16 protein-coding genes and 1 rRNA gene are annotated in these 21,169 nt (G+C 70.7%); 6 read left to right on the top strand and 11 right to left on the bottom strand.

Going from position 1 to position 21,169, the window contains the following annotated elements:
* Positions 1-78: 78 nt before the first annotated feature.
* Positions 79-1,607: ribosomal RNA gene (locus QM772_RS14700) — 16S ribosomal RNA — on the bottom strand.
* 451 nt (positions 1,608-2,058) lie between these two features.
* Between QM772_RS14700 and QM772_RS14695 the strand changes: the two genes are divergently transcribed.
* Complete coding sequence (locus QM772_RS14695; protein ID WP_415137728.1) at positions 2,059-3,948, top strand: ATP-binding cassette domain-containing protein; 1,890 nt, start codon at positions 2,059-2,061, stop codon at positions 3,946-3,948.
* Positions 3,949-3,994: 46 nt separating this feature from the next.
* A complete protein-coding gene (locus QM772_RS14690) occupies positions 3,995-4,708 on the top strand; it encodes a DUF2726 domain-containing protein (protein WP_415137726.1) in 714 nt (237 codons plus the stop codon).
* Positions 4,709-4,715: 7 nt separating this feature from the next.
* Here QM772_RS14690 and glmU read toward each other — a convergent pair whose 3' ends face one another.
* The 7 genes from glmU to QM772_RS14655 form a co-directional block, all read right to left on the bottom strand.
* Positions 4,716-6,128 (bottom strand): bifunctional UDP-N-acetylglucosamine diphosphorylase/glucosamine-1-phosphate N-acetyltransferase GlmU, encoded by a 1,413-nt coding sequence (gene glmU / locus QM772_RS14685; RefSeq protein ID WP_415137724.1) that lies wholly within the window; start codon positions 6,126-6,128, stop codon positions 4,716-4,718.
* Between the two features lie 40 nt (positions 6,129-6,168).
* The gene (locus QM772_RS14680; RefSeq protein WP_415137722.1) at positions 6,169-7,302 is read right to left on the bottom strand and encodes an ABC transporter permease; all 1,134 of its coding nucleotides are present in this window, start codon (positions 7,300-7,302) and stop codon (positions 6,169-6,171) included.
* Positions 7,299-8,264, bottom strand: coding sequence for an ABC transporter ATP-binding protein (locus QM772_RS14675; protein ID WP_415137720.1), 966 nt, complete (start codon positions 8,262-8,264; stop codon positions 7,299-7,301). The genes QM772_RS14680 and QM772_RS14675 overlap by 4 nt, the downstream gene beginning before the upstream one ends.
* A gap of 43 nt (positions 8,265-8,307) precedes the next feature.
* A complete protein-coding gene (locus QM772_RS14670) occupies positions 8,308-9,279 on the bottom strand; it encodes an HlyD family secretion protein (protein ID WP_415137718.1) in 972 nt (323 codons plus the stop codon).
* Entirely contained in the window at positions 9,272-9,913 is a 642-nt protein-coding gene (locus QM772_RS14665; RefSeq protein ID WP_415137716.1) for a TetR/AcrR family transcriptional regulator, read from the bottom strand. Before QM772_RS14665 ends, QM772_RS14670 begins: the two co-directional genes overlap by 8 nt.
* A 79-nt stretch (positions 9,914-9,992) precedes the next feature.
* Positions 9,993-10,598, bottom strand: coding sequence for a TetR/AcrR family transcriptional regulator (locus QM772_RS14660; RefSeq protein ID WP_415137714.1), 606 nt, complete (start codon positions 10,596-10,598; stop codon positions 9,993-9,995).
* 10 nt (positions 10,599-10,608) lie between these two features.
* On the bottom strand, positions 10,609-11,868 hold the full coding sequence (locus tag QM772_RS14655; RefSeq protein WP_415137712.1) for a multifunctional CCA addition/repair protein: 1,260 nt from the start codon (positions 11,866-11,868) through the stop codon (positions 10,609-10,611).
* Positions 11,869-11,972: 104 nt separating this feature from the next.
* Here QM772_RS14655 and QM772_RS14650 point away from each other — a divergent pair, with 104 nt between their 5' ends.
* Together QM772_RS14650 and QM772_RS14645 are read left to right on the top strand one after the other, a co-directional pair.
* Positions 11,973-12,494, top strand: coding sequence for a Dps family protein (locus QM772_RS14650; protein WP_415137710.1), 522 nt, complete (start codon positions 11,973-11,975; stop codon positions 12,492-12,494).
* A 261-nt stretch (positions 12,495-12,755) separates the two neighbouring features.
* Positions 12,756-13,736: an IS5 family transposase gene (locus QM772_RS14645; RefSeq protein WP_415134080.1), complete on the top strand. Its 981-nt coding sequence runs from the start codon at positions 12,756-12,758 to the stop codon at positions 13,734-13,736.
* Positions 13,737-13,882: 146 nt separating this feature from the next.
* On the opposite strand, the gene QM772_RS14640 is transcribed toward QM772_RS14645, so the two are convergent.
* On the bottom strand, positions 13,883-14,572 hold the full coding sequence (locus QM772_RS14640; protein ID WP_415137708.1) for a glutathione S-transferase family protein: 690 nt from the start codon (positions 14,570-14,572) through the stop codon (positions 13,883-13,885).
* A gap of 250 nt (positions 14,573-14,822) precedes the next feature.
* Between QM772_RS14640 and QM772_RS14635 the strand changes: the two genes are divergently transcribed.
* Both QM772_RS14635 and QM772_RS14630 read left to right on the top strand, forming a co-directional pair.
* Complete coding sequence (locus QM772_RS14635; protein ID WP_415137706.1) at positions 14,823-16,784, top strand: carbohydrate-binding domain-containing protein; 1,962 nt, start codon at positions 14,823-14,825, stop codon at positions 16,782-16,784.
* Positions 16,785-16,952: 168 nt separating this feature from the next.
* The gene (locus tag QM772_RS14630; protein ID WP_415137704.1) at positions 16,953-17,987 is read left to right on the top strand and encodes an acyltransferase family protein; all 1,035 of its coding nucleotides are present in this window, start codon (positions 16,953-16,955) and stop codon (positions 17,985-17,987) included.
* Between the two features lie 137 nt (positions 17,988-18,124).
* Here the strand turns inward: QM772_RS14630 and QM772_RS14625 are convergent, their stop codons facing one another.
* Both QM772_RS14625 and QM772_RS14620 read right to left on the bottom strand, forming a co-directional pair.
* Entirely contained in the window at positions 18,125-19,093 is a 969-nt protein-coding gene (locus tag QM772_RS14625) for a complex I NDUFA9 subunit family protein (protein ID WP_415137702.1), read from the bottom strand.
* 73 nt (positions 19,094-19,166) lie between these two features.
* On the bottom strand, positions 19,167-21,167 hold the full coding sequence (locus QM772_RS14620) for a transglycosylase SLT domain-containing protein (RefSeq protein ID WP_415137700.1): 2,001 nt from the start codon (positions 21,165-21,167) through the stop codon (positions 19,167-19,169).
* Positions 21,168-21,169: the final 2 nt, after the last annotated feature.

The raw sequence follows: 21,169 nt of genomic DNA, 5'->3' as shown, positions 1-21,169 counted from the left end.
CTAGCTAGCCCAGACCGCTGGCGACACCTTCCAACAACCGATAAGTGTGGACGTTTGAATTGAATTGCTGTTTTCCAGAAAGGAGGTGATCCAGCCGCACCTTCCGATACGGCTACCTTGTTACGACTTCACCCCAGTCACGAACCCTGCCGTGGTGATCGCCCTCCTTACGGTTAGGCTAACCACTTCTGGCAGAACCCGCTCCCATGGTGTGACGGGCGGTGTGTACAAGACCCGGGAACGTATTCACCGTGACATTCTGATCCACGATTACTAGCGATTCCGACTTCACGCAGTCGAGTTGCAGACTGCGATCCGGACTACGACTGGCTTTATGGGATTAGCTCCCCCTCGCGGGTTGGCAACCCTTTGTACCAGCCATTGTATGACGTGTGTAGCCCCACCTATAAGGGCCATGAGGACTTGACGTCATCCCCACCTTCCTCCGGTTTGTCACCGGCAGTCCCATTAGAGTGCCCTTTCGTAGCAACTAATGGCAAGGGTTGCGCTCGTTGCGGGACTTAACCCAACATCTCACGACACGAGCTGACGACAGCCATGCAGCACCTGTGTTACGGCTCTCTTTCGAGCACTCCTCTATCTCTAAAGGATTCCGTACATGTCAAAGGTGGGTAAGGTTTTTCGCGTTGCATCGAATTAAACCACATCATCCACCGCTTGTGCGGGTCCCCGTCAATTCCTTTGAGTTTCAACCTTGCGGCCGTACTCCCCAGGCGGTCAACTTCACGCGTTAGCTTCGTTACTGAGTCAGCGAAGACCCAACAACCAGTTGACATCGTTTAGGGCGTGGACTACCAGGGTATCTAATCCTGTTTGCTCCCCACGCTTTCGTGCATGAGCGTCAGTGCAGGCCCAGGGGATTGCCTTCGCCATCGGTGTTCCTCCGCATATCTACGCATTTCACTGCTACACGCGGAATTCCATCCCCCTCTGCCGCACTCCAGCAATGCAGTCACAGATGCAGTTCCCAGGTTGAGCCCGGGGATTTCACAACTGTCTTACATCACCGCCTGCGCACGCTTTACGCCCAGTAATTCCGATTAACGCTTGCACCCTACGTATTACCGCGGCTGCTGGCACGTAGTTAGCCGGTGCTTATTCTTACGGTACCGTCATGAGCGCCCTGTATTAGAGAGCACCTTTTCGTTCCGTACAAAAGCAGTTTACAACCCGAGGGCCTTCGTCCTGCACGCGGAATGGCTGGATCAGGCTTGCGCCCATTGTCCAAAATTCCCCACTGCTGCCTCCCGTAGGAGTCTGGGCCGTGTCTCAGTCCCAGTGTGGCTGGTCGTCCTCTCAGACCAGCTACAGATCGCAGGCTTGGTAAGCCTTTACCCCACCAACTACCTAATCTGCCATCGGCCGCTCCAAACGCGCGAGGTCTTGCGATCCCCCGCTTTCATCCGTAGATCGTATGCGGTATTAATCCGGCTTTCGCCGGGCTATCCCCCACGTCTGGGCACGTTCCGATGTATTACTCACCCGTTCGCCGCTCGCCGCCAGGTTGCCCCGCGCTGCCGCTCGACTTGCATGTGTAAAGCATTCCGCCAGCGTTCAATCTGAGCCAGGATCAAACTCTACAGTTCGATCTTGAAATTTATACTCTTTCGAGTTCACTCATTTAAACGGAATTGAAGTGAACTTCACTTCTGTTCTCATGAGCGTTTGATAGTCTGAAAAGACTTGGCAATTGCCATCAAACGCCCACGCTTATCGGCTGTATGTTTTTAATGAACCGGCGCACCGCTTTCGCTTTGCGCTTGCTGTCAGTTGCGATCAACTGAGCCTCGAATTATGACACGCTTTTGAGAAACCTGTCAACCTTTAGGGTTTTTGCCGATGCACCGATGAGATCGATGCGTTTGGCTTTTGCCCTCCGACTGCTTGGCCTGTGGCCTTGCTGCCGGCTTCGCGTCTGCTGCCGTGGCAGTGATCAGCGAAGCCCTAGACTATAGCACCACTTTTTCGGTTCGCGCAAGCTTCGTCAAAAAAATTTTTGCGGGCCGCCTCCAACCCTCGGCAACGATCTCTTCCATCATGGCTCTTCTCACTCTGCTGGACGCTCAGCTGGCTTTCGGTCACGTTCCCCTGCTCGACCACGCGGAGTTCGCACTGCACGCGAGCGAGCGCGTGGGGCTGATCGGGCGCAACGGCGCCGGCAAGTCGTCGCTGCTGCGCATCCTGGGCGGGCTGGAGCGCCCCGACGACGGCGAGTTGCAGATGCAGCAGGGCCTGCGCGTGGCCTACGTGGCGCAGGAACCGGCGCTGCCCGATGCCGCGACGGTGTTCGATGCCGTGGCCGAGGGCCTTTCCGAGGTGCGCGCGCTGGTCGACGCCTTCGCCGCCGGCCAGGGCGAGCTGGATGCGCTGCAGGCGCGCATCGAAGCCGCGCAGGGCTGGACCTGGCGCCAGCGCGTCGACGAGACCCTGCAGCGCCTGCGCCTGCTCCCCGGCGCGCAGGTAGAGCAGCTTTCGGGCGGCACGCGCAAGCGCGTGGCGCTGGCGCGCGCGCTGGTGGCGGCGCCCGACGTGCTGCTGCTGGACGAACCGACCAACCACCTGGACCTGGACGCCATCCAGTGGCTGGAGGATCTGCTGCTGGAATTCAAGGGGAGCGTGGTGGTGGTCACGCACGACCGCGCCTTCCTGGACCGCGTGGCCACGCGCATCGTCGAGCTGGACCGCGGCCGGCTGCTGTCCTATCCGGGCAACTTCGCGCGCTACCAGGCGCTGAAGGAGGAGCAGCTTCAGCAGGAGGCCACGCTCCACGCGCGCGCCGACAAGCTGCTGGCGCAGGAGGAGGTCTGGATCCGCAAGGGCGTGGAGGCGCGCCGCACGCGCGCCCAGGGGCGCATCAACCGCCTGCAGGCGCTGCGCGCGGCCCGCGCGGCGCGGCGCGATGCCACAGGAAGCGTGCGCATGGACGTCGACGCCCAGACCGGCGGCTACCAGGCCCGGCTGGTGGCCGAGCTGACGGACGTGCGGCTGGCCTTCGGCGACCACGTGATCGTGGACGGCCTCAGCGCCACCGTGCTGCGCGGCGACAAGATCGGCCTGATCGGCCCCAACGGCGCCGGCAAGACGACGCTGCTCAAGCTCATCCTGGGCGAGCTCGAACCCGACGGCGGCCGCGTGCGCCGGGGCGCCCACCTGCAAGTGGCGTATTTCGACCAGATGCGCGCGGCGCTGGATCTGGACGCCACGCTGGAGGACTTCATCAGCCCCGGCAGCGAGTGGATCGAGATCGGCGCGCGCCGCCAGCACGTCAAGAGCTACCTGGGCGACTTCCTGTTCAGCCCGGCGCGCGCCGCCTCGCCGGTGCGCAGCCTCTCGGGCGGCGAGCGCAACCGGCTGCTGCTGGCGCGCCTGTTCGCGCGCCCGGCCAACGTGCTGGTGCTGGACGAGCCGACCAACGACCTGGACATCGACACGCTGGAGCTGCTGGAAGAACTGCTGCAGACCTACGAGGGCACGGTGTTCCTGGTCAGCCACGACCGCGCCTTCCTGGACAACGTGGTGACCAGCACGCTGGCCTGGGACGGCCCCGGCCGCTGGCGCGAGTATGAGGGCGGCGTGCAGGACTGGCTGGCCCAGAGTGCGCGCTGGCAGGCATTGCAGGCCGCCGCTGGCGCCCCCACCGAAGATCTGAGCAGAAAACCGCTCCAGAGCCCGCCAGTCAAGCGCGAGCAGCTACAAAAAAAGAAGCTTTCCTACAAGGAGCAGCGCGAGCTGGACGAGCTGCCCGCCCGCATCGAGGCGCTGGAGGCCGAGCAGGCCGGCATCCGCGCCGCGCTGGCCGACGGCACGCTCTACCAGAGCGACCTGCAGCGCGCCATCGCCCTGCAGGCGCGCGACACCGCCATCGACGACGAATTGACCGCCGCGCTGGAGCGCTGGGCCGCGCTGGAAGCCGCCGCGCCCGGTTGACGGCCGGCGCGGGCGTGCGATCATCGCCGCCAGAGGAGAAGGCGACATGGAACAACAAGCGTGGTGGTGGTCGATCGCATTGCTGGCGCTGCTGGCGCTGATTGCGCTCTGGTGGCGCCAGCGGTCGGCCGGCGGCGACGGCGAAGCCTCGCTGGCCGAGGGCGACCAGTTCTCGGCCACCGCGGCCCTGTCGCAGGCGGAGATGGAGCTGCTGGACTACCTGGTGCGCGCCTTCCCCGGGCGGCCGGTGCTGTTCCGCTCGGCGCTGTCCCACCTGGTGGCGGTGCGCAAGGCGCAGAGCCGCCTGGGCGCCCAGCAGCGGCTGGCGACGCACGTGGTCGACTACGTGGTGTGCAACCGCGGCGGCGTGCCGGTGTACGCCTTCGAGCTGGACGCCATGCACGAGGACACCGCCGAGGCCGAGCAGGACGCACTGGAGAAGCACCGCGTGCTCAAGACCGCCGGCATCCGTCTGATCCGGCTCAAGCGCACCACCCGCGACCTGCCCGACCCGGCCCGGTTCCGGCGCCTGCTGCGCGCCGCCGCCTTGCCGCGCAAGCCGGTCAAGGCCGACGCGGCCGCGGCCGCCAGCGCCCCGGGCGCTCTTGAACCCACGGCGCCGCACCTCAGCGACACCAGCGCGGCCTACCCCGGCTTCAGCGACACCGTGCCCATGACGGTCACCGGCCTGATGAGCCTCCAGCCGGCCGACGACGAGCCGGAAGACGACCCCTGGGCCGGCCTGCCGCGCAGCGGCTGAGGCGGCGCTACGGCTTCTTCCTGGCCGGCCGCTGCCAGTTGGCGATGCTGACCTGCTTGCCGCGCGCCACGCTCAGGGCGCCCGGCGGCGTGCTCTTGGTGATGGTGGAGCCGCCGCCCACCGTGCCGCCGGCGCCAATGGTGACGGGCGCCACCAGCACGCAGTTGCTGCCCACGTGCACGTCGGCCTCGATCACGGTGCGGTGCTTGTTGGCGCCGTCGTAGTTGGCGGTGATGCTGCCGGCGCCGTAGTTCACGCGCTCGCCCACGGTGGCGTCGCCCAGGTAGGCCAGGTGGTTGGCCTTGGCGCCGTCGGCCAGGGTGGAATTCTTGACCTCGACGAAGTTGCCGATGTGCACGGCGCGCCCCAGCTCGGCGCCGGGCCGCAGGCGCGCGAACGGGCCGATCAGCGCGCCGGGGCCGACCGCCGCGCCGTCGATGTGGGTGAAGGGGTGGATCACCGCGCCCGCCGCGATGCGCGCGTTGGCGATGACGCAGTGCGCGCCGATGCGCACGCCCTCGCCCAGCTCGACGACGCCCTCGAACACGCACCCCACGTCGATCTCCACGTCGGGGCCGCAGCGCAGCTCGCCGCGCAGGTCGAAGCGCGCCGGGTCGGCCAGGCGCACGCCGGCTTCCATCAGCCGCGCGGCGTGGCGCTGCTGCACAGCGCGCTCCAGCTCGGCCAACTGCTGCGGGCTGTTCACGCCCGCCACCTCCACCGCGTCGGCGATGCGCAGCGCCTGCACCGGCGTGCCATCGGCCACCGCGTGCTTCACCACGTCGGTCAGGTAGAACTCGCGCTGCGCGTTGTCGTCGGTCAGCAGGGCCAGGTATTTCTTCAGCAGATGCGTGGGCGCGGCCATCACGCCGCTGTACCACTCGGTGAGGGCGCGCTGCGCGGGCGTGGCGTCCTTGGCTTCCACGATGGCCTGCACCGGCGCGCCGCCACCCGCGCCGCGCACGATGCGGCCGTAGGCGCCGGCGTCCGCACCCGTATCGACAGTGAGCAGCGCGATCTGGCGGCCGGCGCACAGATCGACCAGGGCGCGCAGGGTCTCGGGGCGCACCAGGGGCACGTCGCCGTTCAGCACCAGCGTCACGCCGTCGCCCCCCAGCAGCGGCGCGGCCTGCTGCACGGCGTGGCCGGTGCCGAGCTGTGGCTCCTGGCGCGCGTAGGCCAATCGGACTTCTGCATGATTTTGGCCGCCAGCGCCCGCCCAGCCTGCGCAAGCAGCTTCCACTTCCATAGCACCGTGGCCGGTGACGACGACCGCCGAGCGCGCGCCCAGCGCCGCCGCGCTGTCCAGCACATGGGCCAGCAGCGGCCGGCCGGCCAGGCGGTGCAGCACCTTGGGGCGCTGGCTCTTCATGCGCGTGCCCTTGCCCGCGGCCATGATGACGACGTCGATGGCGCTCATCCCGATCCTGTTGCTGTCGATGAAAAGGTGGCGGCGATTATCAGTCCAGCGTCTGCCGGTAGCGCGCGATGGCCGCCGCGCTGACCACGGCGGTGAACAGCAGCAGCGGCCACAGGTCGGGCCACACCTCGGCCCAGCCCGCGCCCTTGAGCATGACCCCGCGCACCACGCGCAGGAAGTGCGTGAGCGGCAGCAGCTCGCCCAGCGCCTGCGCCCAGCCGGGCAGCCCGGCGAAGGGGAACATGAAGCCCGACAGCAGCATCGAGGGCAGGAAGAAGAAGAAGGTCATCTGCATCGCCTGCAACTGGTTGCGCGCCAGCGTGCTGAAGGTGAAGCCCACCGCCAGGTTGGCGACGATGAAGCCGCCGATCACCGCCATCAGCAGCGCGAAGCTGCCCACCATGGGCACGTCGAACAGCGCCCACGACGCCAGCAGCACCACCGCCAGCTGCACGTAGCCCAGCACCACGTAGGGTGCGATCTTGCCGGCCATCACCTCGATGGGGCGCACCGGCGTGGCCAGCAGGTTCTCCATGGTGCCGCGCTCGCGCTCGCGCGTCATCGCCAGGCCGGTGAGCATCACCATCGTCATCGTCAGGATGGTGCCGATCAGCCCCGGCACGATGTTGTAGCGCGACAGGCCCTCGGGGTTGTAGCGGCGGTGCACGCGCACCTCGAACGGCGCCGCGCCGGCCTGCAAGGCGCGCAGCGGGCCGCGCAGGTCGGGCGCCAGCGCGCGGGTGGCGATGGTGCCCACGGCCGCCAGCGCGTTGCCGGCGGCCACCGGGTCGGTGGCGTCGGCGGCCAGGTACAGCGCCGGCCGCTCGCCGCGCAGCAGCGCGCGCTCGAAACGCGGCGGCACGACGACGATGAACTGCACCTCGCCGCGCGCCATCAGCTCGTCGGCCTGCGCCTCGCCGATGCCGCTGGCGACGATGCGGAAGTAGCCGCTGGTGCCCAGCGCCGACACCACGCTGCGCACCAGCGGCCCGCTGTCGGCGGCGACGACGGCGGTGGGCAGGTCCTTGGGGTCGGTGTTGATGGCGTAGCCGAACAGCACCAGCTGCGCCACCGGGATCGCCACCGCCATGGCGAAGGTCAGGCGGTCGCGCAGCATCTGCTGGAACTCCTTGACGAACACCGCCAGCGCGCGGGCGAGCGACCAGCGGGTCATTTCGTGCCCATCGCCGCGCCTTCGGCGAAGTTGTCCTGGGCCTGCCCGATGAGGCCGATGAACACGTCCTCCAGGTTGGGCTCGGCGGGCGTCACACGCACGCCGGGCAGCGCGGCCAGCGGCGCCACGGCCTGCCGCAGCCGCTCGGCGTCGGTGCCGGCCACGTGCAGGCGCGCGCCGAAGGCGGCCACGCTCCGCACGCCGGGGGCGGCGCGCAGCGCGGCGACCTGCCCGGGCGCCAGTTCGCCGGCGACCTCGACCACGGCGAGGCCCGCGGCGCGGATGATCTCGGCCTCGGTGCCGCGCGCCAGCAGGCGGCCGTAGGCGATGTAGGCCAGCTCGTGGCAGCGCTCGGCCTCGTCCATGTAGTGGGTGGAGACCAGCACGGTGATGCCGCCAGCCGCCAGCGCGTGGATCTGGTCCCAGAAGTCGCGCCGCGCGGCGGGGTCCACGCCGGCGGTGGGCTCGTCCAGCAGCAGCAGGCGCGGCTGGTGCAGCAGGCAGGCCGCCAGCGCCAGCCGCTGCTTCCAGCCGCCCGACAGCGCGCCGGCCAGCTGGTGCTGACGCTCCACCAGGCCGAGCTGCGCCAGCGCCGCGTCCACGGCGGCGGCGCGCTGCGGCAGCTCGAACAGGCGGGCGACGAAGTCGAGGTTCTGGCGGATCGACAGGTCTTCGTACCAGCCGAAGCGCTGCGTCATGTAGCCGACCTGCCGCTTGATGGCCGCCGCCTGGCGGCGGATGTCCAGCCCCAGGCAGCTGCCCTCGCCCTCGTCCGGCGTGAGCAGCCCGCACAGCATGCGGATGGTGGTGGTCTTGCCGCTGCCGTTGGGGCCGAGAAAGCCGCAGATGCGCCCGGCGCGCACCCGCAGATCGATGTGGTCCACCACGGTGCGCCCGCCGTAGCGCTTGGTGAGGCCGCGCACGTCGATGGCCCAGGGCGCGGCAGTCGCTACATCATTCATAGCTGGCAGCGCTTGCCTGGTGCGCGCTGGAGGCCATTTTTGTTCATGAAGCGCGCCGCACGTCGAGCGGCTGGCCGGGTTTCAGGCGCGGCGCGTCGGCGGCGCCGGGCCGCGCCTCGACCAGGAACACCAGCTTGGCGCGCTGGGCGTTGGAGTAGATGACCGGCGGCGTGTACTCCGGCTGGCTGGCGATGCGCGAGACGCGCGCGGCGATCGGCGCGCCGCAGCCGTCGCAGGCCAGCAGCACCGCGTCGCCGGGCTTGAGCGCGCCCACGTCGGATTCGGGCACGTAGAAGCGCGCCTTGCGCTGGCCGGGCGGCAGCAGCGCCAGCACCGGCTGGCCGGCCGCCACCCACTCGCCGACGCGGTAGTAGGTGTCGGCCACCTCGGCGTCGGCCGGCGCGCCCTGCGCCGTCTGCGCCAGCCGCCAGCGCTGCTGCGCCAGCGTGCCGGCGGCGGCCTCGGCCTGGGCCTGCGCGGCGGCGCGCTCCTGCACGCGCGCGGGCTCGCGGGCGGTGCGCAGGGCGGCCTCCAGCTCGGCCACGCGCTGGCGCGACTGCGCGGCGGCGGTGCGCGCGGCGTCGGCCTCCATGCGGGAGACGGCGGCCTCGGCCGCCAGGGCCGCCTTGCGGGCGGCGTCGGTCTGGTTCAGCGCCGCCTGGGCGCGGGCCTGGGCCAGCTGGGCCTCGATCTGCGCCACCTCGTCGGGGCGGCGGCCGGTTTGCAGGTTGGCCGCCTGGGCCTGGGCGGCGGCGAGCTGCGCCTGGGCGGTGTCGGCCGCGTCGCGCTCGGTCTGGCCGTCGAGCGCGAACAGCGGCGCGCCGGCGCGGACCTGGTCGCCGGCGGCCACGTCGAGCCGTTGCAGGCGGCCAGCCACGGGCGCGGCCACATAGACGTAGTCGCCTTCGGCATAGCCCGACCAGCCCGCGGGCGGCGCCGGCTGGCAGCCGGCGGCGGCCAGGGCGGCCAGCAGCGCCGCGGGCAAGGCGCGGGTTCGCGCAAATGCTTCAGCCATCGCCTTCTCCCTTCATCAGCGCCCGCAGCGCCATGTCGGCGCGCTGGGCGATCGCCTCGTCGGACAGCACCTGCGGCCCCACGGCGGGGCCGGCCACGGGCGGCAGCAGGCTGCGCTCGCGCAGCGTGGAGGCCACCAGCACCGGCGCCACCACGGCGCCCAGCAGGAAGGTCAGGCGCAGCAGCGGCGGGCGCGGCGCGATGCGGCCGGCGCGCTCGGCATCGGCCAGCAGGCCGAGCAGCAGCCCGACGTGGCGCGGCATGTTGCGCCGCAGGAAGTCCGCCGCCACCGCCTGGCCGGATTCGGCGTCGGCCAGCGCGCGGCGCCACAGCGGGGCGTGGTCGCGCGCCACGCCGGCCAGGGCCAGCAGGGCGTGGCGCAGCCGGTGCAGCGGGTCGTCGGCGGGGGCGCCGGAGGCGGTCTCCAGGCGCTCGAACATGTCGTCGTAGAAGCGCTGGAGCACCGCGGCCAGGAAGGCGTCCTTGCTCTCGAAGTGGTAGTGGAACATGCCCGGCGAGGTGCCGGCGTGCGCCGCCACGGCGCGCACCGACAGGCCGGCACAGCCCAGCTGCGGGTACAGGGCCGCGCCGCTGGCGAGCAGGGTGCGGTCGAGCTGGCGGGACGGTCGGGCCATGGCGAGCGGCAGTATCGCGCTTTATTGGTCACTCGTCCAGTAATCGGCGTGGGTCGCCCACCGCAGGACCGGCGCCGCGTCAGCGCGGCGTGTGCAGGCCGTGGTCGAGCATGGCGACGACCTCCTCGGCGAAGCCGGCGTAGCTCATCGGGCCGCCGGGGCGCAGCCAGGTGAAGGTCCAGTTGATCATGCCGAACAGCGTCATCGCGATGGCGGTCTGGTTGCCTTCGTGCACGCGCCCGGGGTAGGCGCGGCGCAGGAAGCGCGTGACGGCGGAGACCACGTCGCGCTCGCGGTCCAGGATGACCTCGCGCTGCTCGTCGCCCAGGAACTGCGTGCTGCCCAGCAGCGCGGCGTGGCGCGTGGCCGAGGTCTCGTACTCGCGCAGGAAGGCGCGCACCAGCTCGTGCAGCGTGGCGCGCTCGTCCAGCGCCTGGCGGTGCGCCGTGGCCTCGACCTGGCCGATGATGGCCAGCAGCTTCTGCGTGTAGCGGTCGAGCAGGTCGAACAAGATCGCTTCCTTGCTCTCGTAGTAGTGGTACAGCCGCGCCTTCGACGTGCCGCAGGCGGCGGCGATGTCGTTCATGCTGGTGGCGGGGTAGCTCTGGCGCGCGAAGCAGGCGGCGGCGACGTTGAGGATCTCGTCGCGCCGCAGTTCGTGGTGGGCGGAAACGGGGCGGGCCATGGCGCGGGGATTATCCGGTGGGCAGCGCCTGCGCCACGGCCTGCGCGCGGGCGGCGGCGATGCGCTGGCCCACCTGCGGGCCGCGCGCGCCGGCGGCCATGGCGGCCTCGGCCACCTCGGCGGTGGGCACGGCCTGCGCCGCCGCCAGCGCGGCCAGCAGGCGCGGGCGCTGGGGGTAGGCGTCGTCTTCCATGCCCAGCCGGCCGCGGGCATCGCACTCGCAGGCCAGCAACACATCGGCGAAGCGCGCGGGCTTGCGGAAGGCGTCGCAGCGCTCCAGCAGGCGCACGGTGGCGGCCGCGTTCAGCTCGCCGCTGCGGTGGATGTTGCCGTGCTCGCGCGCCACCACGTCGGCCAGCTCGTGGCAGTCGGCGGGCACGCGCAGGCGCTCGCTCACGGCTTTCAGCAGGCGGGCGCTGCGCTGCTCGTGGCCCAGGTGGCGCGGCAGCACGTCGGCCGGCGTGGTGCCCTTGCCCAGGTCGTGCGTGAGGCAGGCGTAGCGCACGGGCAGCGAGGCGCCCAGGCGCGCGGCCATGCGCAGCACCATCATCAGGTGCACGCCGGTGTCCACCTCGGGGTGGTATTCGGCGCGCTGGGGCACGCCCCACAGGCGGGCGACCTCGGGCAGCACCACGGCCAGGGCGCCGCAGGCGCGCAGCACGTCGAACATGCGCTCGGGGTGCCGCTCCATCAGCCCGCGCGCCAGCTCCTGCCACACGCGCTCGGGCACCAGGTGGTCGGCCTCGCCGGCAACCACCATTTCATGCATCAGCGCCATCGTCTCGGGCGCCACGCTGAAGTCGGCGAAGCGCGCGGCGAAGCGCGCCACGCGCAGGATGCGCACCGGGTCTTCGCGGAAGGCGTCGGTCACGTGGCGCAGCACGCGGGCTTGCAGGTCGCGCCGGCCGCCGAAGGGGTCGATCAGGTCTTCAGCATCTTTTTGGCCCGCAGCGCCCGCCCAATCAGCGCTGGCAGCTATGGAGTTGATAGTGAGGTCGCGCCGCGCCAGGTCTTCGGCCAGCGTCACCTCGGGGCTGGCGTGCACGGTGAAGCCGCGGTAGCCGCGCCCGTTCTTGCGCTCGGTGCGGGCCAGGGCGTATTCCTCGTGCGTCTCGGGGTGCAGGAAGACCGGGAAGTCGCGCCCCACCGGCACGAAGCCGCGCGCGGCCATCTGCTCGGGCGTGGCGCCCACCACCACCCAGTCGTGGTCCTGCACCGGCAGCCCGAGCAGCCGGTCGCGCACCGCGCCGCCCACCATGTAGATCCGCATGGCGGCAGTGTATCGGCGCCGCCTCCTACAGCCGCGCGCGCGGCGGCGGCGCATACTGGCAAAGATCCCATCCATTCGTTGTCAACACCCCTGGAGAAGCATCCATGGCCAAAGCCAAGACCCCCAAGTCCTCAACGGCCCGGCAAGCCGACGGCCTGCCCGTCAACATCGGCATCGACGCCAAGCACCGCGCCAAGATCGCCGACGGGCTGTCGCGCCTGCTGGCCGACACCTTCGCGCTGTACCTGAAGACGCACAACTTCCACTGGAACGTGACCGGCCCGATGTTCAACAGCCTGCACACCATGTTCGAGACCCAGTACAACGAGCTGTGGCTGGCGCTGGACGAGGTGGCCGAGCGCATCCGCGCGCTGGGCTACCCGGCGCCGGGCACGCCCGAGGAACTGGCCCGCCTGGCCTCCATCAAGAGCACGCCGGGCGTGCCCGACGCGCGGCAGATGATCGCCCTGCTGGTGGAAGGCCAGGAGACGGTGGCGCGCACCGCGCGCGGCCTGTTCCCCACCGTGGAGGCGGCCGGCGACGAGCCGACGGCCGACCTGCTGACCCAGCGCATGCAGGTGCACGAGAAGACGGCCTGGATGCTGCGCAGCCTGCTGGAGGGCTGAGCCGCCCGCACGGGCTGGCGCGCCTAGGAGTCTGCGCGGCAGAAGCCGCCGAAGCGAAACGCGCGAAAAACGAGGACAGCGTGGTGATACCGACAAGCCCAGGGTAGGCCCCCTGGGCGCAGGCGGTAGCGCCGCGATGGACCGTTTTCTCGCGCGTTGCAGCCGGCGCAGGTTCTGCCGCGCAGACTCCTAGGGATGCTCTTCACGAATCAGTCACTCGCGTGCTTGGTTGAATCTGCCCGGTGAGCGAACATGCGCCTCATGCAGCAAGACAGCCTTGGCCTTGGCACCAGCACCCGCCGCACACGCAAGCGCGAGTTCCTGGATCAGATGAATCGCGTCATCCCGTGGGCCGAGTTGGTTTGCCTGATCGAGCCCTACGCCCCCGAAGCCGGCCGGCGCGGCCAGCAGCCCTTTGGCGTCGAAGTGCTGCTGCGCATCCACTTCCTGCAGCAGTGGTTCAACCTGTCGGACCCGGCCATGGAAGAAGCACTGCACGACGTGCCCGTGTTTCGCGATTTCGCGCTCCTGAGCAACTGGGGCGACGCACTGCCCAGCGATTCGAGCATCCTGCGCTTTCGTCGCCTTCTGGAGCAACACAAGTTGGCCGATCAGATCCTGGCCACCGTCAACGACCTGCTCAGCGGCCGGGGCCTGCTCCTGAAGGCCGGCACCGTGGTGGATGCCACGCTCATTGCCGCACCCAGTTCGACCAAGAACAAGAACGGCGCCCGAGACCCCGAGATGCACCAGAGCAAGAAGGGCAACCAGTACTACTTCGGCATGAAGGGACACATCGGGGTGGATGCCGAGTCGGGGCTGGTGCACACCGTGCGCGGCACGGCCGGCAACGTCAGCGACGTGCTCGAGGGCAACAGCCTGCTGCATGGCCAGGAAGAGGTGGCCTTCGGGGATGCGGGCTACCAGGGGGTGGCCAAGCGCCCCGATGCGAACGCGAAAGTGACCTGGCATGTGGCGCTGGGCCCGGGCAAGCGCCGGGCGCTGGATGTGGACAACAACCCCATCGACGCGCTCACGCACAGGATCGAGAAGCTCAAGGCCAGCGTTCGGGCCAAGGTGGAGCACCCGTTTCGGGTGATCAAGCGCCAGTTCGGCCATGTGAAGGTGCGCTATCGGGGGCTGGCCAAGAACACGGCTCAACTCAAGACGCTGTTTGCGCTGAGCAATCTGTGGATGGTGCGCCACGTGCTGATGGGACAGGTGCGCCCGCAGCAGGGATGAAGGGCCCAAAGTGCCTGCCAGGAGCGTGTGCAAGCGCTCAAAACAGGCTGCCAGCGCATTCATTCGGCTCAGCGGCGCGCAAGCGATGAAATTTCCCACCGCCTCAGCACATCAGCACGCTCGCATGGGATTGGTGAAGAGCATCCCTAGGCCGCCGGCGCCGCGCGGTACGGCTCCTCGAACGGCAGGAAGTCCCGCTCCGCCAGCGCATCGGCGATCCAGGCCGCCACGCCGGGCAGTTCGCACACGCGCCGCATGTAGTCGGCGATGTCGGCCGGCACCGGCAGGGCGAAGGTGCGCAGGCGCATCACCACCGGGGCGTAGAAGGCGTCGGCGATGGAAAAGCGCCCGAACAGCATGGGCCCGCCGTGGGCGGCCAGCAGCTCCTGCCACATCTCCACGATGCGGGCCACGTCGGCGCGCGCGCCGGCGTTGTCGCGCCAGACGATGGCGCCGGCCTCGGGCAGGCGGGCCTCGATGTTCATGCCGCAGGCGCTGCGCAGCGCGCCGAAGCCGCTGTGCATCTCGGCCACCACGCTGCGCGCGCGGGCGCGCTCGGGCGCGGCGCGCGGCCACAGGTGCAGCTCGGGGAACTTCTCCGCCAGGTACTCGGCGATGGCCAGCGTGTCCCACACCACCAGGTCATCGTCCACCAGCACCGGCACCTTGCCGGCCGGGCTGATGGCGCCCAGGCGCTGCTTGAAGTTGGAATCGGCCGAGAAGGAGTCGAAGCGCAGCCTGACCTCCTCGAACCCGATGCCGGCCTGCCGCATCAGCACCCAGGGCCGCATGGACCAGGACGAATAGTTCTTGTTGCCGATGTAGAGCTTGAGCATGGTCTTCCCCGTTGCGATCAGCCTTGCATGCTAGCGCTGGGGCACCGGCCGATTGATGCGCTTTGCGGACGGCATTGATGCGTCACGAGCGCGCCAGTGCCCTGCGCGGGACGGCGAAGCTCGGCACGGCCCGCCCATCAAGGCGCCCGGCGCCGTGCGCATGCGCGGGCAGCCGGTTACGCCGTCTCCACGATTCCTCCATTTTTTAGGCTAGGCTCTCCCGGGTCATCGCGAACCACCGCCCATACCCATGCGCCAGCCACCTTTTTCCATCGCCCGCCACGCCCTCACCGCCACCATGGCGGCCTGCCTGGCTCTTGCCGGTTGCGGCGGCAGCGGCAACGACGACTCCAGCGCCGGCGACACCGGCACCGGCACCGGCACCACGGTCACCGCGCCGTCCATCACCACGCAGCCTGCGTCGCTCACCCTCGCCAGCGGCGCCACCGGCACGCTGAGCGTGGTCGCCAGCGGCAGCTCGCTCGGCTACCAGTGGTACCTGAACGGCAGCGCCATCAGCGGCGCCACCGCCAGCAGCCTGACGGTGAGCAGCGCCGGCAGCTATCACGTGGTGGTCAGCAATACCGGCGGCTCCGTCACCAGCAGCGCCGCCACCGTCACCGTGTCCGGGGCCTCGGCGGGATCGGACAGCGAAAGCTGGACGCTCTCCACCGGCGCCAACAGCAACGACCTGGCGGCCGACAGCACCACCTTCCAGACGGTGAACATCGCGCTGGGCAGCCTGGCCGTCACCAGCGGTTCGTCGGCGCTGTCGGTGAACGCCGCCGGCACGAGCGCCAGCGTGACCGACGCATCCGGCGGCGTGGTCGCCACCATCGCGCAAGACGCCTACGGCATCACCATCACCTCCACCGCCACGAGCGCCCTGCCGCTGGCGTTCGCGCTCTCGGGCAGCTACGCGGGCAGCGTCACCATCTACAGCGACCAGGCGTTCCGGCTCGACCTGAACGGCGCCAGCATCACCAGCGCCGACGGCCCGGCCGTCAACATCCAGTCGAAGAAGCGCGCCTTCGTGGTGCTGACGGGCAGCAGCACGCTGGCCGATGCCGCCACCTATTCGACGCGCACCCTGGCCGACGGCAGCGAGATGGACCTGAAGGCCGCCTTCTTCAGCGAAGGCGCGCTGATCTTCAGCGGCAGCGGCAGCCTGTCGGTCACGTCGAGCGCGAAGCACGCGCTGGCCAGCGACGCCCACGTGCGCCTGCGCGCGGGCGCGCTCACGCTGGCCTCCAACGCCAAGGACGGCATCCGCGCCAACGACGCCTTCGTGATGGACGGCGGCACATTGAAAATCACCACCGCCACGGGCGCCGGCAAGGGCATCAAGGTGGAGGGCAAGGAAGACGAGGACACGCCGCTGGGCTTCATCGCCATCAACGGCGGCACGATCGACATCACCAGCTACGACAAGGGCATCACCGCCTCGTGGGAGGCCGAGGACGACGCCGACACCGCCACCACCGCCGACGACCCCGACCCGCGCGTGACCATCAACGGCGGCACCATCACCGTGACCACCACCGGCACCGCCGTGGAAGACGTGCTCAGCCCCGAGGGCATCGAGTCCAAGTCCACGCTGACGATCAACGGCGGCACGCTCACCATCAACACCGACGACGACGCGCTGAACGCCGAGACCGCCATCGTCATCAACGGCGGGCGCATCTACGCCAAGGCCACCAGCAACGACGCCATCGACTCCAACGGCACCATGACCATCACCGGCGGCGTGGTCGTCGCCATCGGCGCGGGCGCGCCCGAGGGCGGGCTGGACACCGACCAGAACACCTTCACCGTCACCGGCGGCACCTTCGTCGGCATCGGCGGCAGCAACAGCACGCCCACGCCATCGACCACCACGCAGAACACCGTGGCGCTGGGCAGCGTGAGCGCCGGCACGCTGGTGATCGGCGACGGCAGCGGCAAGGCCGCCTTTGCCTACACCGTGCCGGCAGCGGCATCGGCCATGCTGCTCAGCTCGCCCAACATCGCCACCGGCACCTCCTACACCGTCTACCAGGGCAGCACCGTCAGCGGCCAGGACGAGACCTACAACGGCCTGTACCTGGGCAGCGGCATGAGTTATTCGGGCGGCACGGCCGGCAGCAGCTTCACGGTGTCGTCCACCGTCACCGCGCTGGGCGGCAGCGGCAACACCGGCGGCCCCGGCGGCGGCCCCGGCGGCCGATGAGCAGGTTCGGGCGCGGCACCGCGAGCGCCGGCTGACCGACCCGCGCCGCCTGGCCCGGCACGCCCTCGCCGCGCCGAGCGCGCCCGGCGCGCGCCAGCCGCCGCCCGCCGGCCGATCGATGCGCATCACGGCCAGCATCGATGCGCCCGCCGGCCCAATAATCGGCCCATGACTTCGCGCCCCCGCAACGAGTTCGACACCCTGCGCATCTGCGCCGCCGTCGCGGTGATCTTCTCGCACCACTTCGCGCTCACCCGCACGCCGGCGCCGGCATGGCTGAACTTCGGCATGGTGGGCGGCGTGGCCGTGATGGCGTTCTTCACCATCAGCGGCTACCTGGTCATGCAGAGCTGGCTGCGCGAGCCGCGGCTGGCGCGCTTTCTCTGGAAGCGCTGGCTGCGCGTGTGGCCCGGCGTGCTGGTGGCCGTGGCCACCAACATCCTGCTGTTCGGGCTGCCGTTCACCGCGCTGCCGGCCGCCGACTTCCTGCGGCACCCGCAGACGCTGGACTACGTCCGCAACCTGCTGCTCTACGAGGCGTTCGTGGATCTGCCCGGCACCTTCCTGGGCAACCCCTACCCGCAAGTGATGAACGGGCCGCTGTGGACCATCCCGATGGAAAGCCTGTGCTACGCCGTGCTGGCCGCCGCCGGCGCGCTGGGCGGCCTGCGCTCGCGCCGCGTGGCCAGCGCGCTGTGCGTGGCCTACCTGGCCTTCTTCCTGACGCAGCGCAACGCCGACCTGACGGGCGAGATGCAGCACTGGTACGAATACTCGGCCTACTTCGCGCACGGCGCGCTGATCGCCCTGCACCAGGACAGCTTCCACGCCCATGCGCGCCGCTGGTTGCTGGCGCTGCTGCCGGTGGCGGCGGTGCTGTTCCTCGCGCTGGGGCTGCGGCACACCGCCGGCCTGCTGCTGCTGCCGCCGCTGCTGATCCACCTGGGCTCGCGCCATGCGCCCGCGCTGGCGCCGCTGCACCGCTGGGGCGACCCGTCCTACGGGGTGTACCTGTTCGGCTTTCCGATGGCCCAGATGGTGCAGGCGAGCTGGCCCGGCCTGCCCTTCGCGGCCAGCCTGGCGCTGACCATCGCGCTGGCGCTGGCGGCGGGCTACGCGTCCTGGCACGGGGTGGAATCGCGCGCGCTGCGCCTGAAGGACTGGACGCCCGGGCGGACCGCGGCGCGCCGCCTGGAGGGCTGAGCCCTCGCGCCCGCCCTTCGATCCAGGCCGGCGAACCCATATACTCCCTCATCACGCATGCCGCTGGCGCCCGGTTATCGAGCGCCAGATACCATATACTCCCAATCAGTATTATCCATTGCGCCCCAGGCAGGCGCTCACCGGCCCGCCGTGCGCCGGAACGCATCCAGCCGCGCCTGCACGCCGCTGCGGCCCAGGATCAGCGGGCCGACGGCGCTCAGCGGCGCGGGCGCGATGCCCAGCGCGGCCAGCCCGGGCACCTGGCCGCCGGCGACGTTGTCCTGCTTCAGCGAATCGAGGTTGTCGCGGCTCATCAGCGGGCGGCCGGGCAGCCACTCCAGCCCCAGCGCCTGCAGGCGGCCCAGCGCGTTCGGCAGGCCCACGACGGGGCGCCCGCGCCCGCCGCGCACGCCGGCCCACTGGCCGGCGGCCTGCACGATCTCGCGCAGCGTCCACACCTCGGGGCCGCAGGCTTCATAGGTCTGGCCGATGGTGGCGTCGTCGCGCAGGCAGGTGGCGATGGCCACGGCCACGTCGCGCACCCATACGGGCTGAAAGTGCGCGTCGGCGCCGGCCAGCGGCAGCACCGGGAACACCTTTTGCAGCCCGGCGAACAGGTTGAGGAAGCGGTCCTCGGCGCCGAAGACGACGCTCGGCCGCAGCACCGTGAGCGCCAGCGAGCCGACCTGCGCCGCCTGGCCCAGCACGCCCTCGCCGCGCGCCTTGCTGCGCTGGTACATCGACGGGCCGTCGGCCGCCGCGCCGAGCGCGCTGACGTGCACCAGCCGCCGCCCGCCGGCCTGCGCGCAGGCCGCGGCGATGCGGCGCGGCAGCTCGACGTGCAGGCGCTCGAAGTCGCGCTGGCGGCCGTGCAGGATGGCGATCAGGTTGACCACGGCATCGTGCCCGGCCACCAGCGGCGCCAGCGTGGCCGGGTCGGTGACGTCGCCGATGGCGATCTGCACCTGCGGCTGGTTGATGACGCGGCGCGCGGCGGCCAGGCTGCGCGTGGCCACCGTCATGCGCACGCCTTGGCGCTGCAACTGCTCGACGAGCTGGCGGCCGACGAAGCCGGTGCCGCCGAGGATGAGGACACGTCCGGGCATGGCTGCATTCTCCTGTTTTGATAGCTGCCGGCGCTTGTCTGGCAAGCGCTGGCGGCCTATTTCACTACAATTTTCAAGGCAGGTCGCGCACCAGCGGCGGCTCGTCGGCCGGCGCCGGCCCGATCTGCCCCAGGCGCGCCTTCAGCGACTGCGGCCGCCCGGTGAGGAGCGCCGCGTAGTCGGTGGTGTTGGCGAGCACCTTCTTCACGTAGTCGCGCGTCTCGCCGAAGGGCACGTTCTCGGCCCAGACGGCGCCTTCCAGCACCGGGCCGTTGCGCCAGCTGCGCGGGCGGCCGGGGCCGGCGTTGTAGGCGGCGGCGGCCAGCGGCAGCGAGCCGCGGAACTCGTCCAGCGCCAGCTTGAGGTAGCTGGTGCCGATCAGGATGTTGGTGTCGCGGTCGTTGATCTGCGCCGGCGTGAAGCCCTCCAGCCCGATGCGGCGCGCGGTCCAGCGCGCGGTGGCGGGCATGACCTGCATCAGGCCGGAGGCGCCGGCGCCGGAGCGCGCGTCCATGACGAAGCGGCTCTCCTGCCGGATCAGGCCGTAGACGTAGGCCGCATCGAGCCCGATGGCCTGCGCCTGGCGCACCACCGCATCGCGGTGCGGCATGGGAAAGCGCTGCGCGAAGTCGGCGAAGCCCCGGGTGCGCTCGCTGGCGTTGATGCAGCGGTCCCACACCTGGCGCTGGCAGGCGAAGTCGGCGGCGGCGTAGAGCTGGCGGTCGTCCATGCCGCCGGGCGCGTGCAGGTTGGTCCAGTAGTTCCACTCGCGCACGCCCTCGCTGCGCAGGCCCAGGGCGATGGCCAGCAGCGCGCGGTTCAGGCCGGGGTGCAGGCGCGCGGCCTCGCGCTCAGGCGGCGTCAGCGGCGCGGGCGCGGGCGGCGGGGCGATGGGCTGGCCCAGCTCCTCGGCGGCCAGCTTCTCGTAGAAGCCGCCGGGGCCGGCGGCGATGCCCTCCAGCAGTTGGCGGGCGGCGGCGCGGTCGGTGTCGCCCTGCGCCAGCGCCAGCTGGGCGCGCGCCAGCCAGTAGACCCAGGCGCCGTCGGCGCGCGCCGCTTCGCTCATGGCCTCGATGGCGCCCCGCACGGCGCGCCACTGGCCCTGGCGCAGCGCGGCGCGCGCCTTCCAGGCCAGCAGGTCGTCGCCAAGGTGCCTGTCGCGCGACACCTTGGCGAAGTAGCCGGCGGCGCCGTCCTGCAACTTGAGCGCGGCCTGCTTGCCGATCACGCCCCAGACCCAGTCGCGCGCCTCGGCGTCGAGCTGGGCGCCCCAGCGGCCTTCGAGCTGCGCGGCCGCCTGGTCGGGGTCGCCGGCGGCCAGCTTGACGAGCGCCAGCGTCACCAGCTCCAGCCGCTTGCGCGTGGCCACCGGCCCGCGCGCAAGGTAGCGGATGGCGCTGTTCTGGATCTGCGCGACTTCGGCGCCGGCGTCGGGCGCGTCCAGCTCGACGGCGGCGCGCGCCAGCGCGGGGCGGTTCGCCTCCATCGCCAGGCGGGCGCGCATCCACAGGTCCTGGTAGGGCAGCTTGCCGGCCTGGTGCAGCAGGCCGGCGGCCAGCAGGCAGCCGTCGTCCAGCTCGCGCTGGGCGAACCAGTCGGCGCGCAGCTGCTCGGCGGCGGCGCGGGGGATGTCGCGGCCCTGGTAGGCGTCCATCGCCACGGCGTAGCAGCGCACCTCGCGGTCGTCGCGCATGCGAAAGCGCGGGTATTCGGCGGCGAAGGCGGGCCAGTCGCGCCGCTTGCCCGCCAGCAGCAGCCAGTCGTTGCGCAGGCGGTCTTCCTGGTAGGTGCCGGCCCAGCGGGCGAGGAAGTCGCCCACCTCCTGGGCGCTGGCGTCTTCCAGCCGGTTCTTCAGCTCCCAGTAGGCGGCCCAGGGCTCCAGCGCGTGGCCGCGCGCCAGCGGCAGCAGGGCCGCCAGGCGCGCGCGGTCGCCGCGGCGCAGCGCCTCGCGCATGTCGAGGATGGTGCTGTCGCCGGGCGCGGCCTGCGGCGGCGCGCCCTGTTGCGCCGCCGCGGACGCGGCCAGCAGCACGGCGGCCAGGCACAAGGGTGTCAGAATGCTCGCAAAACGCATCG

It is taken from the genome of Ottowia sp., assembly GCF_047601385.1.
Lineage (GTDB): Bacteria > Pseudomonadota > Gammaproteobacteria > Burkholderiales > Burkholderiaceae_C > Ottowia.
Note: the sequence above shows the minus strand (reverse complement) of the source record. Positions and strands in the feature narration are given on the sequence as shown.